General features: G+C 72.4%; 15 protein-coding genes. 8 read left to right on the plus strand and 7 right to left on the minus strand.

Annotation, left to right across the window (positions count from 1 at the left end):
- Positions 1-6 precede the first annotated feature (6 nt).
- Together AOQ37_RS22935 and tuf are read right to left on the minus strand one after the other, a co-directional pair.
- Positions 7-798 carry a spermidine synthase gene (locus AOQ37_RS22935; RefSeq protein ID WP_107085274.1) on the minus strand — a complete coding sequence of 264 codons (792 nt, stop codon included), beginning with the start codon at positions 796-798 and terminating at the stop codon, positions 7-9.
- A gap of 141 nt (positions 799-939) precedes the next feature.
- Entirely contained in the window at positions 940-2,121 is a 1,182-nt protein-coding gene (tuf, locus tag AOQ37_RS22940) for an elongation factor Tu (protein WP_062646478.1), read from the minus strand.
- A 265-nt stretch (positions 2,122-2,386) separates the two neighbouring features.
- On the opposite strand from tuf, the gene AOQ37_RS22945 reads away from it, so the two are divergent.
- Entirely contained in the window at positions 2,387-2,947 is a 561-nt protein-coding gene (locus AOQ37_RS22945; protein ID WP_062646479.1) for a hypothetical protein, read from the plus strand.
- A 3-nt stretch (positions 2,948-2,950) separates the two neighbouring features.
- Here the strand turns inward: AOQ37_RS22945 and AOQ37_RS22950 are convergent, their stop codons facing one another.
- Positions 2,951-3,679, minus strand: a complete 729-nt coding sequence (locus AOQ37_RS22950) for a DNA alkylation repair protein (protein WP_062646480.1) — start codon at positions 3,677-3,679, stop codon at positions 2,951-2,953.
- Positions 3,680-3,728: 49 nt separating this feature from the next.
- Here AOQ37_RS22950 and AOQ37_RS22955 point away from each other — a divergent pair, with 49 nt between their 5' ends.
- Complete coding sequence (locus tag AOQ37_RS22955) at positions 3,729-4,532, plus strand: TVP38/TMEM64 family protein (RefSeq protein ID WP_062646481.1); 804 nt, start codon at positions 3,729-3,731, stop codon at positions 4,530-4,532.
- A 14-nt stretch (positions 4,533-4,546) separates the two neighbouring features.
- Here AOQ37_RS22955 and AOQ37_RS22960 read toward each other — a convergent pair whose 3' ends face one another.
- The gene (locus tag AOQ37_RS22960) at positions 4,547-5,716 is read right to left on the minus strand and encodes a thiolase family protein (RefSeq protein WP_062646482.1); all 1,170 of its coding nucleotides are present in this window, start codon (positions 5,714-5,716) and stop codon (positions 4,547-4,549) included.
- Positions 5,717-5,926: 210 nt separating this feature from the next.
- On the opposite strand from AOQ37_RS22960, the gene AOQ37_RS22965 reads away from it, so the two are divergent.
- Positions 5,927-6,397 (plus strand): winged helix-turn-helix transcriptional regulator, encoded by a 471-nt coding sequence (locus AOQ37_RS22965; protein WP_062646483.1) that lies wholly within the window; start codon positions 5,927-5,929, stop codon positions 6,395-6,397.
- A gap of 115 nt (positions 6,398-6,512) precedes the next feature.
- Here AOQ37_RS22965 and AOQ37_RS22970 read toward each other — a convergent pair whose 3' ends face one another.
- From AOQ37_RS22970 to AOQ37_RS22980, 3 genes are read right to left on the minus strand one after another with little or no spacing between them, the layout of a single operon-like run.
- Positions 6,513-7,235 (minus strand): cupin domain-containing protein, encoded by a 723-nt coding sequence (locus tag AOQ37_RS22970; protein ID WP_062646484.1) that lies wholly within the window; start codon positions 7,233-7,235, stop codon positions 6,513-6,515.
- Positions 7,229-8,158: a DUF6807 domain-containing protein gene (locus tag AOQ37_RS22975; RefSeq protein WP_062646485.1), complete on the minus strand. Its 930-nt coding sequence runs from the start codon at positions 8,156-8,158 to the stop codon at positions 7,229-7,231. Before AOQ37_RS22975 ends, AOQ37_RS22970 begins: the two co-directional genes overlap by 7 nt.
- Complete coding sequence (locus tag AOQ37_RS22980; protein WP_199825070.1) at positions 8,155-9,324, minus strand: Gfo/Idh/MocA family protein; 1,170 nt, start codon at positions 9,322-9,324, stop codon at positions 8,155-8,157. The genes AOQ37_RS22975 and AOQ37_RS22980 overlap by 4 nt, the downstream gene beginning before the upstream one ends.
- Before the next feature lie 679 nt (positions 9,325-10,003).
- Between AOQ37_RS22980 and AOQ37_RS22985 the strand changes: the two genes are divergently transcribed.
- From AOQ37_RS22985 to AOQ37_RS23000, 5 genes are all read left to right on the plus strand, one after another.
- Positions 10,004-10,879, plus strand: coding sequence for an undecaprenyl-diphosphate phosphatase (locus AOQ37_RS22985; RefSeq protein ID WP_062646487.1), 876 nt, complete (start codon positions 10,004-10,006; stop codon positions 10,877-10,879).
- A 173-nt stretch (positions 10,880-11,052) separates the two neighbouring features.
- A complete protein-coding gene (locus AOQ37_RS38945; RefSeq protein WP_078890313.1) occupies positions 11,053-11,232 on the plus strand; it encodes a hypothetical protein in 180 nt (59 codons plus the stop codon).
- Between the two features lie 41 nt (positions 11,233-11,273).
- Positions 11,274-12,290: a YhjD/YihY/BrkB family envelope integrity protein gene (locus tag AOQ37_RS22990; protein ID WP_062646488.1), complete on the plus strand. Its 1,017-nt coding sequence runs from the start codon at positions 11,274-11,276 to the stop codon at positions 12,288-12,290.
- Positions 12,291-12,353: 63 nt separating this feature from the next.
- A complete protein-coding gene (locus AOQ37_RS22995) occupies positions 12,354-12,887 on the plus strand; it encodes a GNAT family N-acetyltransferase (RefSeq protein ID WP_062646489.1) in 534 nt (177 codons plus the stop codon).
- Positions 12,888-13,022: 135 nt separating this feature from the next.
- Positions 13,023-13,490, plus strand: a complete 468-nt coding sequence (locus AOQ37_RS23000; RefSeq protein ID WP_062646490.1) for a nuclear transport factor 2 family protein — start codon at positions 13,023-13,025, stop codon at positions 13,488-13,490.
- Positions 13,491-13,536: the final 46 nt, after the last annotated feature.

The raw sequence follows: 13,536 nt of genomic DNA on the forward strand, positions 1-13,536 counted from the left end.
CACCGCTCAGCCGATGCCGAACGCGCCCTCGGGCGGTTCGGGGGACGGTACGGCGTCCTCGTCCCGCACCGGCCGGGCGTCGCCGATGAACCGGCGCAGACCGGGGCCGTGCTCCACCCGGGCCGGGAACGCGTCGGCGGCCGTGCGGCGGGACAGCGCCATCACGTCCAGCGGATGGTGCGAGGCGACGAGCACCGCGTTGCCGAACCGTCGGCCGCGCAGCACGGCGGGTTCGGCGATGAGCAGGAGCTCCTCGAACACCGCTGCGAAGTTGGCGAGTTGGGACCGCAGGAAGCCGAACGGCGCCCCGTCGGCGAGGTTCGCCAGATAGACGCCGTCGCCGCGCAGGACCCGGTCGGCCTGCCGGGCGTAGGTCAGGGACGTCAGCCGGGCGGGGACCCGGGAGCCGCCGAAGACATCGGCGACGAGCGCGTCGACGGAGTCGTCCGGCGCCGCTTCCAGCCAGTCCCGCGCGTCGGCGGCGTGCGGCGCGATACCGGCTCCGGCCGGGACCGGCAGGTGTTCGGCGATCAGCTCCAGCAGACCGCGGTCGAACTCGACGACGTCCTGCCGGGAACCCGGCCGGGTCGCGGCCAGGTACCGGGGCAGGGTGAGCGCGCCGCCGCCGAGATGCAGGACGTCCAGGGGCCGCGCCGGCTCGGCGACGGTGTCCAGGACGTGCCCGAGGCGCCGCGCGTACTCGAACTCCAGATACGTCGGCTCGTCCAGGTCGACGTACGACTGCGGCGCCCCGTCGACGGTCAGCAGCCAGGCCCGCTCGCGGTCGACGTCGGGCATCAGCTTGGCGGTGCCGTGGTCGACGGCGCGGGAGACGGGTATGGGCTCGTCGTTCACCGTCCCATTGTGCCCGCGGGCCACGCCCCCGGAGAGGCGCGGCCCGCGGGCCCCGCGCACGTCGGCCGCGGACACCGGCCGCCCTCACAGCACGGCGGTCACGGTCCCCGCCCCCACGGTCCGTCCACCCTCCCGGATGGCGAAGCCGAGTCCGGGCTCCAGCGGAACCTCACGTCCCAGCTCGACGGTCATGCCGACCGTGTCGCCGGGACGCGCGACCGTGATCGTGCCCAGGTCCACATCCCCGACGACGTCCGCCGTACGGATGTAGAACTGCGGCCGGTAGCCGGTCGAGACGGGCGTGGTGCGACCGCCCTCCCGCCCCGACAGGACGTACACCCGCGCCGTGAACCGCCGGCTGGGCACCACGCTCCCCGGCGCCACCACCACATGGCCCCGCCGGACGGCGTCCCGCGGCACCCCGCGCAACAGCAGCGCCACGTTGTCCCCGGCCTGCGCCTCCGTCATCGGCTTCCCGAAGGTCTCGATGCCCGTCACCACCGTCTCGGTAGCGGCGCCGAGCACCTGCACCGGGTCCCCCAGCCGAAGGGTCCCGCGCTCCACGGCGCCGGTGACGACCGTCCCCCGGCCGGTGATGGTGAGCACGTTCTCCACGGGCAGCAGGAACGGCGCGTCCAGATACCGCTCGGGCATCGGCACATAGGTGTCCACCGCGTCGAGCAGCGCGTCGATCGACGCCGTCCAGCGGGGGTCGCCGGCCAGCGCCCGCAGCCCCGACACCCTGACGACGGGCGCGCAGTCGCCCCCGTAACCGTGCTCGGTGAGTAGGTCACGGACCTCCAGTTCGACGAGGTCGATGAGCTCGCTGTCCTCGCCGTCCACGAGTGCGTCCGCCTTGTTGAGCGCGACCACGATGTGGTCGACGCCCACCTGACGGGCGAGCAGGACGTGTTCGGCGGTCTGCGGCATGATCCCGTCGAGCGCGGAGACGACGAGGATCGCCCCGTCGAGCTGCGCGGCGCCGGTGACCATGTTCTTGACGTAGTCGGCGTGGCCCGGCATGTCCACGTGCGCGTAGTGCCGGGTGTCGGTCTCGTACTCGACGTGCGCGATGTTGATGGTGATCCCGCGCGCGGCCTCCTCCGGTGCCCGGTCGATACGGCCGAACGGTACGAAGGTGCCGGTGCCCCGGTCGGCGAGGACCTTGGTGATGGCGGCGGTCAGGGTGGTCTTGCCGTGGTCCACGTGCCCCATGGTGCCGATGTTGAGGTGTGGTTTGGTCCGCGCGTAAGCGGTCTTGGGCATGGCTGTACCTCGAAGCGTGTCCGTAGGAAGGGGGACCCCGGCGAAGTGGCCGACCCTCCCCCTTCGGGGTCCGCCGGACGATCCGGAGAGGGTCAGCTTCGGGCGCCGTCGACAGCGGCCACGAGGAGCGGGACGGCAGCCTTCGGCGTATCCGCGACGGCGGATGCTGCGAGGAGGAAGGCGTACCGGAACATGGTGCCGATCATGGCCGACGGTTCGGTCGGCGTCGAATGGTTTTCGCCGGATGGGGAGGGGTTGGGTCCAGATGACCGACATCGGTACGACGGAGTCGTGGGAGCGGTGGTGGGAGCTGCTGCCGCAGGGAGTCCGCGAGCAGGTCGACGGGTACGTCCTCCAGGACGCCCTGATGCCGGCGATCCGCGCCGCCTGGGTGGCCGGACGGGCTCACGGCGTCGGCCTGCGCGAGGCGCAACTCGTCGTCCACGAGCGGTATCTGCACCACGGTGACAGGATCGCCCGCACTCCCGACGATCCACTGGACCCGGATTCGCTCGACGCCCGCGCGGCAGGTGCGCCGGGGCGGGTCGTGGCGATCGAGGTCGTCTGGGACGGTGACACGGTCCACGACTGGTTCGTGATCCTCTACGCCGTCACCGCCGACCCCGAGGGCGAGCAGGCGCTGGCCACCGTCTACCGGCGCACGGCGGAACGGCACCTCGACGGTACGGATCCCGCGCTGCACCATCCCTGCGCGGCCGTCGCCGACAAGGTGGGCAGGGCCCTGGCCGCGCGCCTGTCGGTGCCCTTCCTCTTCGCGAGCCCGCACATCCCGGACGACAGGGCACCCCGCCTGCGGCCCTCGTAGCCGCTAGGACGCGTCCCCGATGTTCTTCAGCGCCTCACGTACCGTCAGCGGCGCGAACCGCCCGCGCTCGCGGGCGACGAAGAGGCGGACGGCGGCGGGGTCCGTCCTGGCGTACTCGCGCAGGGCCCAGCCGATCGCCTTGCGGAGGAAGAAGTCCGGGTGGCCGGACTGCCGCAGGCAGTAGCCGAAGAGACGGTCGGCGTCGGTGCGTTCCTTGTAGCGGAGCTGGTGGAGCAGTGCGGTACGGGCGACCCACAGGTCCTCGTCCTCGATCCAGACGTCCATGTCGGCGGCGAGCCGGGGATCGGCCGCGACGAGCGCGCCGACCACGTGCGCGGCGAGCAGGTCCACCGTGTCCCACCAGGACTTCGTGGTCACCAGCCGGCGCGCCACCGGCAGGAACGCCGAGGACAGCCGTGGCGCGTACCGGCGCAGGTAGTCGACGGCGAAGTAGTGGTACTCGCGCTGCGGCAGCGCCCAGCAGCGCAGCGCGATCGCCGTGCAGTCGGCCTCGTCCGGGCGGGGCGTGTCCGCAAGGACGGTGCGGGACAGGGCCCGGCGGGCCGGGGTGGGGAGGCCGAGGAAGGGCGCCACGTCCTTCATGTAGGCACGCATGGCGGCCGCCCGGCCGGGATCGGCCGCCGCTCCGTACGCGGCCGTCAGCCGCCCCAGCACAAGGTCGGCGAGATCGCTGTCCGGCACGCCGATCGCGTCCGCACCTGTGACCGTCATGAGACGAACCATACGGCGATCACACACATCCGTCGGTTAGTGTCGCGGGATGCTCGATGCCACCACCCGCTCTGGGGGCACCGCCACGGCCACTCCCCCGGCCATCGCCACGGAGCTCGTCGTCCCCACGCTCGCTCCCGTCATCACGCCCGTCGCCACGGCGGTCGACGCGCCCGGCGGCCTCGCCGCCCGCTGCGCGAGAGTGCTGCGCTCGCCCTGGTCCCGCTTCGCGCTGCTGGTCACACTGCTCGCGGCGGCCGCGTCGAGCGTGCTGCTCTTCGAGCCGCAGAAGCTCCTCGCGGACGGCTGGCCACCCCAGTTCGGCGGTCTGGCGGCCACCGCGGTCTTCGCGGTGGCGTACGGACTGTGCACGGTGGCGTTCGTGCCCCGGCCGCTGTTGAACCTGGCCGCGGGCGCGCTGTTCGGCTCGCAGTGGGGCACCGGCGCGGCGCTGGCGGGCACCGTGCTGGGGGCCGGGATCGCCTTCGGGCTGGGCCGCCTCCTCGGCCAGGACGCGCTCCGGCCGCTGCTGCGCGGTCGGCTGCTGAAGGCGGCGGACGGCCAGTTGAGCCGGCACGGCCTGCGCTCGATGCTGGCGGCCCGGCTGTTCCCCGGCGTGCCGTTCTGGGCCGCGAACTACTGCGCCGCCGTCTCCCGCATGGGGTGGGTGTCCTTCCTCGCGGCGACCGCGCTGGGCTCGATACCCAACACCGCCGCCTACGTCGTCGCCGGGGCCCGCGCCTCGTCGCCGACCTCGCCGGCCTTCCTGATCGCCATGGGCTGCATCACCCTCCCGGCCCTGGCCGGCGCGGTGGTGGCCTGGCGCAAACGCCACCACCTGCGCCGTCCCTGAGCCGTGTCACCCCGTCAGACGGACTCCAGCACCATCGCGTTGGCGAGGCCGCCCGCCTCACACATCGTCTGGAGCGCGTAGCGGGCGCCGCGTTCGCGCATCGCGTGGACGAGCGTCGTCGTCAGCCGGGTACCGCTCGCGCCGAGCGGGTGCCCGAGCGCGATCGCGCCGCCGTGCACATTGACCTTCGCCAGGTCGGCGCCGGTCTCCTGCCGCCAGGCCAGGACCACGCTGGAGAACGCCTCGTTGACCTCGAAGAGGTCGATGTCGTCGAGCCGCAGCCCCGCCCGGCGCAGCACCTTCTCCGTCGCAGGGATCACGCCGGTCAGCATCAGCAGCGGGTCCGAGCCGGTGACGGCGAAGCTGTGCAGGCGGGCGAGCGGCCGCAGGCCGAGGCGGGCGGCGGTCTCGGAGGAGGTGATCAGCACGGCCGAGGCGCCGTCGTTGACCGGGCTCGCGTTGCCCGCGGTGACGTTCCACTCGATCTGCGGGAAGCGCTCGGCGAACACCGGGTCGTAGTAGGCGGGCCGCAGGCCGGCGAGGATCTCCGGGGTGCTGTCGGGCCGTACGCACTCGTCGCGCGAGACGCCGTCCAGGGGTGCCACCTCGGCGTCGAAGAGCCCCCGCGCCCAGGCTTCGGCGGCCTTGAGGTGCGAGGAGACGGCGAAGGCGTCCATCTGCTCCCGGGTGATCGACCACTTGGCGGCGATGAGCTCGGAGCTGATGCCCTGCGGGACGAGCCCCTCCGGGTAGCGCTCGGCGACGCCGGGGCCGAAGGGATCCTTGCCGGGCGGCACGTTGGACCACATCGGCACCCGGCTCATCGACTCCACTCCGCAGGCGACGACGAGGTCGTACGCGCCGGAGATGACGCCCTGGGCCGCGAAGTGCACGGCCTGCTGCGAGGAGCCGCACTGCCGGTCGACGGTGGTCGCGGGGACCGTCTCGGGGAAGCCCGCCGAGAGCAGCGCGTAGCGGGTGGTGTTCATGGCCTGCTCGCCGACCTGGTCGACGGTGCCGCCGATCACGTCGTCGATCAGCGCGGGGTCGACCCCGGAGCGGTCGACGAGGGTGCGCAGGGTGTGGGCGAGGAGTTCGACGGGGTGGACGTGGGCGAGGGAGCCGTTCGGCTTGCCCTTGCCGATCGGGGTGCGTACGGCTTCGACGATGACTGCGTCACGCATGTGCGGTGCCTCCATGACGAGCACGAGCAGGGCAGAAACAGGAGCGGGAGCAGGAACAGGGGGGCAGGAGCAGGAGCAGGGGGACAGGAAGGGGAACGGGAACGGGGAACCTACCGATGAGTAGGAAATCCGAACTCACCATAACTCCGTGGGTTGGAAAATCCAACTAACCCGGATTGGGATTTCCAACCCTCCCCTAGACTGGCCGTCATGGCCGCCTCCAGAGACCCGCGCCCCTGCTCGATCGCCGACGCCCTCGCCCTCGTCGGGGAGAAGTACTCCCTGCTCGTCCTGCGGGAGGTGTGCCTGGGCAACGCCCGCTTCGACCAGCTGGTGCGCAACATCGGCGCCCCGCGCGACATCCTGGCCACCCGGCTGCGCCGCCTCGTCGACGCCGGGATCCTGACCAAGCGGGCCTACAGCGAGCGTCCGCAGCGCTTCGAGTACCTGCCCACCCAGGCCGGGCTCGAACTGGAACCGGTCCTGATGACCCTGATGGCGTGGGGCGACCGCCATCTGCGCGGGGACGACGACCGCCCCATGGTGCTCGAGCACGTCTGCGGCAACGAGCTGCGCCCCGTGGTCACCTGCGCGGCCTGCGGCGACCGGGTCCGCCACGACGACGTGAGCGCGCACCCCCAGGCACCCGGCTGGACGGTGACGGGCCCGTCGGCCGCCTGACGCCACCGCGTCAGCGCAGGTGCAGGCGCAGCCGGGAGAACACGGCCGTCGGGCCCCTGCCTCGCGGAGCCGCACGGCGCCCGGTGATGACCCGAGGCGAGCCGGCGAGTCGGGCTCAGGGCCGCGCGTACACGTCGAGCCAGCCGCACATGCCGAACCTCCCGTGCGCCGAAGGCTGTTCGGCCCGCACGGCGGCCTCGGCGAGGTGGGACACATCGCCGGCCGAGAGCCGGTCGAGCTGCTCCGCCGTCGCCCGCGCGGCCGCCCCCGCACCGCGCAGCCAGCGCTCCCGCCACTCGGCGAGCCGGGGTGCCACCAGCGCGGCGGCGGACCGGTGGAAGGCGGACAGGGCGGCCGCACCGTCCGCCGCCTCGCGCAGCGCCCGGTAACCCTCCATCGCGAGGTCGCGCCGTGCACGGGCGATCCGGGCCTGCTCCGCCCGCGGGGCGTCGACCGGGATCATGGTCGCGGCGGCGTACGTCGCGGGGTCGGTGAGGTACTCGGGCGGCAGGGTGAGCACCGCGTCGCCGGCCTCCGGCAGGCCGCCGTTCTGCATCAGGACGGTGATGCGCAGGTCGTCCTCGTGGACCAGCCGGTGGACGGTGCCCGGCGTGAACCAGGCGACCGTGCCCGGCGCGAGGGGGGTGACCTGGTACCCGGACGCGGTCAGGGTCTGCACCGCGCCGTGCCCGGCGGTGACGACGTACCCCTCCGAACACGTCAGGTGCATATGGGGGGTTCCGCCGCGCCGACCGTCGGCGGCGGGCCAGTCGTACACGCGCAGCTGCGAGACGGCGACCCCGCCCGGCAGTCCCCCGTACCCGCTCCCGCTCACCACGGATGGGCCTCCAGATAGGCGGCGATCTCCTTCCGCCCCCAGGCCCCGTCGGCCACCACCACGCGGTAGCGGCGGGTGAGGGTGTCACCGGGGGCGAGTTCGAGCTCTTCGAAGAAGGACCAGGAGGGGGCGATGCCCGCGAAGGGCTCGTTGCGGACGAACCAGTGGGCGGGGTGCGCCCCCCGGGCACCGGAGTGGTCGTTCTCGGGGGCGTGCGCGAACAGGACGGTGGCGTGGCCGTCGGCGCCGTCGTGCTCGCCGGAGAGGGCGAGCCAGGGGCTCTGCGAGGCCATCAGCCCGGGGCCCTCGCCGTCCGGGCCGATGATCCGGCCGTCCCGGAAGGCGCGCGGGCCCCGCCAGAACAGGCCCGTGTACCCGGCCAGTTCGCGCCCGGCGGTGGTCGGGCTGCCGAAGCGCAGCGGCTCGTCCCTGCGGTTGGTCACGGCGCTGGTCCAGGTCAGCGCCCAGGATCCGGTCTCCGGTTCGACGTCGTGCACCTCGATCCGACGTGCCTCGTCCGCCCACAGCTCACCGCTGTGCGGATGCCAGGTCAGCCGTTCCGCGATGACGGCCCCGCCGCCGTCCGCGGACACCTCGTCGAATCCGATGTGCGCCATCGAACCGACCCGCTCGGGAAGTTCGAGATACCCCTCGCCGTGCACGTACGAGTTGCCGCCCCACAGGTTGGCGCCCGAGAGGTGCGAGGCGGTCAGCGACAGCCCCTTGTGCCAGCGGTGGTCGTTGGGCCGGTAGTCCGTGACGACGTCACCGGAGAGGGTCCGCAGCGGGTGGATGTACGGCCTGGGCGCCTCCCACGCCGCCTCCGGCCGGTAGACGTAGGTGAGCAGCTCGGCGCCGCCGGCCGGGTGGGTCACGGTGACGTGGTCCCCGTGCGCGTGGACGAGCCGCAGACCGCCGCTCACGCGGGAACCTCCGCGGTCGTCTCCGCGGTCGTGGCCGGTGCCCAGCCCGGGGCGCCGCCGTGCAGCGCCGTGTAGTACGGGTCACCCGGTCCGATCTCGCCCCGGCGCACCGTCGTGTCGGTGAACGCCGACTTGTAGAGCGCGCTGATCAGCTCCAGGCTGGTCCGTCCGTCCGCGCCGCTGCTGCGCGGCCGCACGCCCGCGCGCATGCTCGCGACCAGCTCGCGCAGCTGGGCCAGGTGCGAGCTCGGGACGTCGGGGCCGAAGTCCTGCCAGGCCGCCGCCAGATCGCCGGGGACGTCCGGGGCGGGCGTGATGTGCCAGTCGGCGTTGGAGTGGCCGTAGAGGTGGGTGAGTTCGACGGTGGCGCGCTCGCAGTCGATCCGGATGCGGCTGACCTCGTCGGGGCTCAGCACGCTGTTGACGACCGTCGCCAGGGCACCGCTCTCGAAGCGGACCAGGGCCGTGGACACGTCCTCCGTCTCCACGTCGTGCACGAGCCGGCCGGCCATCGCGCGCACCTCGCTCCACGGGCCCAGCAGGTCGAGCAGCAGGTCCATCTGGTGGATGCCGTGGCCCATGGCCGGGCCGCCGCCCTCGGTCTGCCAGCGCCCACGCCAGGGCACGGCGTAGTAGGCGGTGTCGCGGTACCAGGTGGTCTGGCAGTGCGCGACCAGCGGACGCCCGAGGGCCTGCCCGGCGAGCAGCCGCCGCACGTGCCGGGTCCCGGACCCGAAGCGGTGCTGGAAGACGATCGAGGAGTACGGCCCCGCCTCGGCGCCCTCCTCCGCCTGCACGGCGTCGTAGTCGGCGAGGGTCGGCACCGGCGGCTTCTCGCACCACACCCAGGCGCCGGCCCGCAGCGCCGCCACACTCTGCCCGCGGTGCAGGGTCGGCGGGGTGCAGATGGTCACCAGGTCGGGGCGCTGCTCGGCCAGCATCCGCTCCAGGTCGGTGTACGCGTGCGGGACCCCGCTCTGCGCGCAGAAGGCCTCGACGGCGGTGGCATCGATGTCGACGGCCGCCACGACCTCGGTCTCGCCCTCGGCGGCGAGCTGCTGGAGGGCGGGCAGATGGGAACCGCGCCCGATCGCGCCGATACCGACGATGGCGGCCCGGACACGGCGGCCGTCGAGCGCGGCAGGCCGCGGAGTGGATGGGGGCATGGACGTGATCAGCACTCCTCCGACGTACGGCCGAACGACGACCGGGCGGGCCAGCAACCGATGGGGAAGCGCGCGGTACCTGCATACAGCAAGCGCTTTCCCATCGGTAGCAACGTATGCGGCGGCCGGGCGGCCGGTCAACCATGGGGACGCCGGTCCGGGCCACCGATCACGCACGTGAGACGCGTGCGGGAGGCCGCGGGGCGGGGCGGCGACGCACGACGGCCTCCCCGGCGACGCATGACGGCCTCCCCGGCAGGGCGCCGGGGCCCCTGTCACCAGGACCCTGGGATCGCGGCGCCCGGCGCCCCAGCCCTCTCCGTCAGCGGGGTGCCGACGGACGGCGCACGGCGACCCCGCAAACGGGGCCCTCGGATCGCGGCGCACGGCGGCCTCCTCGGCAGGATGCCGAGGGGAGCGGCACGCGGCGACCGCGTGAACGGGCTCTGGGGGGCGCGGTGCGGGCGCCGTGTGTGGGGGTTTCTCGGGGCTCGTGCGGCGAGGGGCGGGTTCGGGCCGGTGGGAGTGCTCGGGGGGCGGCTGCGAAACCCCTGTGCCGGGGCTGTCACCCGGGAACGCTACGCTTCCCTCGGCACACACTTGATCACCTGATCATCGCGCGCGACGGGCCGACCGTCGCCGTCGCCCTCTCCGATCGGCACTTGGACTCCGTAACCTCATGTCTTGGTTTGAATCCCTCATCCTCGGACTCGTCCAGGGGCTGACCGAGTTCCTCCCCGTCTCCTCCAGCGCGCACCTGCGGCTGACCGCCGCGTTCTCCGGCTGGAAGGACCCCGGCGCAGCCTTCACGGCGATCACGCAGATCGGCACGGAAGCCGCGGTGCTGATCTACTTCCGCAAGGACATCGGCCGGATCATCTCGGCGTGGAGCCGGTCGCTGTTCGACAAGACGATGCGCAAGGACCACGACGCCCAGATGGGCTGGCTGGTGATCGTCGGCTCGATCCCGATCGGCCTGCTGGGCGTGACGCTCAAGGACCAGATCGAGGGGCCGTTCCGCGATCTGCGGATCACCGCCACGATGCTCGTCGTCGTCGGCATCGTGATCGGCATCGCCGACCGGCTGGCGGCCCGCGACGAGTCGGGCGGCAAGCACCGCGCGCCCAAGCAGCGCAAGACCTTGGAGAACCTGGGCGTCAAGGACGGCCTGATCTTCGGCCTCTGCCAGGCCTGCGCGCTCATCCCCGGCGTCTCGCGCTCCGGCGCCACCATCAGCGGTGGTCTGTTCATGGGCTACAAGCGCGAGGCCGCGGCCCGCTACTCCTTCCTGTTGGCCATCCCGGCGGTACTGGCCTCCGGCGTCTTCGAGTTGAAGGACGCGGTCGAGGGCGGTCACGTGGCGTGGGGGCCCACGATGTTCGCGACGGTGATCGCGTTCGTGTCCGGGTACGCCGTCATCGCCTGGTTCATGAAGTTCATCAGCACCAAGTCCTTCATGCCGTTCGTCTACTACCGCGTCGTGCTCGGCATCGTGATCATCGCCCTGGTCGCGACGGGTTCGCTGAGCCCGCACGCGGCGGAGTCGGCGGGCTGACCCCGGCCGCTCTGCCCCGGCCCGTGGGGCGGGGCACCACCGCACGGACCGGCCCGCCGACCCGAACACCGCGGGCCGTCAACGCAGTTGATCGATCAGCCGTGACCAACCCCATAACCGTGCGCGTAGCCGTCCGGTAGCGCAGTGTCAGTGCTTGCGCCTACGCTTGGCGCATGTCCCCCAACTCTGTGCCCTCTGGTTCCGTGCGGTCCGCTGCCGAGTTAAATGAGCGGATCCGGGCCCTTTGGCTGCGTGCGGGCGGTTCGCTCTCCGCCCAGGAGCGGGCGGAGTACGAGCTGCTCGTCGTGGAGTGGGCCATCGCGATCCGCGGCGAGGTCGTCAGAGCGGCCTGAGCCCCGGGCCGGACTTCAGGGGCCGTCTCGCCGCGCCGCCCGTGTCGCCCCGTGTCCGCATCGCGGCGTTCCGTTACGCTCGCGTCGCCACAACGGACACGATCTTCCTGGAGGGCAGGACGGCGAGGATCAAGCGTGAGCGCCTCGTCAGGACGCTGACGTTCTGGCTGCGACCCGCCTTCACGCTGCGCGTCATCAACCGGTTCCAGAAGATCGTGGGCTTCGACCGGTCGATGGCCCTGGCCTCGAGCGCGCTGACCGCGCTGGTCCCGCTCTCCATCCTCATCGGCGCCGTCGTGAGCAGCTTCGCCGACTACGACGCCGCCGAGCAGCTCATCAGGCGCTACCACCTCACCGGAGCGGGCGCCACGGCCGTCAGCACCCTCTTCTCTCCCACCGAGGGCAACAGCGCCGGCGTGGGCGCCTTCGGGGCCGTGTTCCTGACGATCTCGACCCTCAGTTTCGCCCGGGCCGCGCAGCGGCTGATCGAGCAGACCTGGGAACTCAGCCCGCTCAGCGTGCGCAACACCCGTAACGGCCTGTGGTGGATCCTCGGCCTGGGCGGCTACGCGGCGTGCACCGCCGCGCTCACCGCGCTGCTCGGCGAAGGCGAACTGGGGCTGGTCGCCTCGGTGTGCGAGGTGCCCGTGACCGCCGCGTTCCTCGTCTGGAGCGGGTGGCTGCTGTCCGCGAAACGGATCGAGTGGCCGGACCTCGTCCCCTTCGGCATCACCGCGGCCGTGCTGTCGGCGGCCTATTCGGTGGGCGCGGCCGTCTATCTGCCGCGGCTGTTCAACTCCTACGCCGCGCGCTACGGGGTGGTGGGCGCGGTCTTCGCGATGATCTCCGCGCTCTTCGCCGTCATGCTGGTCCTGGTCGGATCGTCGGCGCTGGGGCGCGAGGTGCGGGACGAACTCGTCCGGATCCGCCATGGCCACCGTCCGTCCGACCACGAGGTCCGGCAGCAGTGGGACACCCTGGTCGAGCGGACGCGGTCCCACTGGCGCACGGCGCGGGGACAGATCTCCCGCCATCAGAACGGCGACTCCGACCGCTGAGCGCGTCCGGGCCGTACCGCCCCGATTAACGGTGAGGCACCCGCCTTGGGCAGGATGGTCTCCATGACCGAGATCCGCACCCCCCGTCTCCTCCTCCGCCGCTGGCACGACGACGACCTCGTGCCCATGGCCGACATCAACGCGGATCCGCAGGTCATGCGCTGGGTGGACGACGGCTCCGTGCTCGATCTGGAGCAGACGGCGGAGGCCATCGAGAAGTGGGAGGAGGAGTGGGACGAGGAGGGTTTCGGACTCTTCGCCGTGGAACTCCTCGCCTCGGGCGAACTGGCCGGTTTCGCGGGCCTGTCGGTGCCTGACTTCCTGCCGGAGGCACGGTCCGAGGTGGCGATCAGCTGGCGGTTCGGATCCCCCTTCTGGGGCCAGGGATACGCGTCCGAGGCCGCCCACGCGACGCTTGAGTTCGCCCTCCAGGACCGGGGCCTCGACCGCGTCATCAGCATCATCCGGATCGGCGACGAAGCCTCCGAGAACGTCAGCCGCAAGCTCGGCATGGCTCCGGAACGCGAGACGGTGCACCCGGTGCACGGACACCCGCTCAACATCCACGCCATCGACCTCACCGAGTTCCACGGCTGACGGCCTCGCGGGCACCGGCATGCCTGGACACCGGGATAGCAGGACACCGGGATAGCAGGACGCCGGGATAGCGGGATACCGGATCGTTCCCGCACGGAGCTTGGCTGAGCAGCCCGCGTGCCCAACACTCGGGCCATGACGCAGCGTGTGGAACTCGCCGCCGTGATGGACCGGTTGGCCGTGGACGGACTGGTCACCGACTACGCGGTGGCGGTCGACGACGGTGACTGGGCGGCGTACCGGGAACTGTTCACATCGGACGGCCGGGCGGACTACCGCTCGGCCGGCGGGATCGAGGGGGAAGCCGGACACGTCGCCTCATGGCTGGCGGAGAACCTGCGGGTGTTCGCGATGCGCCAGCACCTCATCGTCAACCGCCGGGTGCGCTTCGGGGTTCTGGAGCAGGACACCGGCGACACGGCCGTGGTCCAGGCCGACTACGTCAACCCGATGAGACTCGCCGCCGACCACGACGACTCGACGGCCGGGCCGCCGGACTTCGTGTGCGGCGGCAGGTACTCCTTCGGTCTGCTGCGCACGGCCGACGGATGGCGGGTGCGTGAGGTCGTCGTCCGGGAGAAGTGGCGGCGTCTGCCCGGCTGAGGCGGCGGAGGGGGGCGGCGCACCGCGGGCGGCGCCCGGCGGAAGG

The sequence above is a fragment of the Streptomyces maremycinicus genome, from assembly GCF_001184025.1.
Classification (GTDB): domain Bacteria; phylum Actinomycetota; class Actinomycetes; order Streptomycetales; family Streptomycetaceae; genus Streptomyces; species Streptomyces maremycinicus.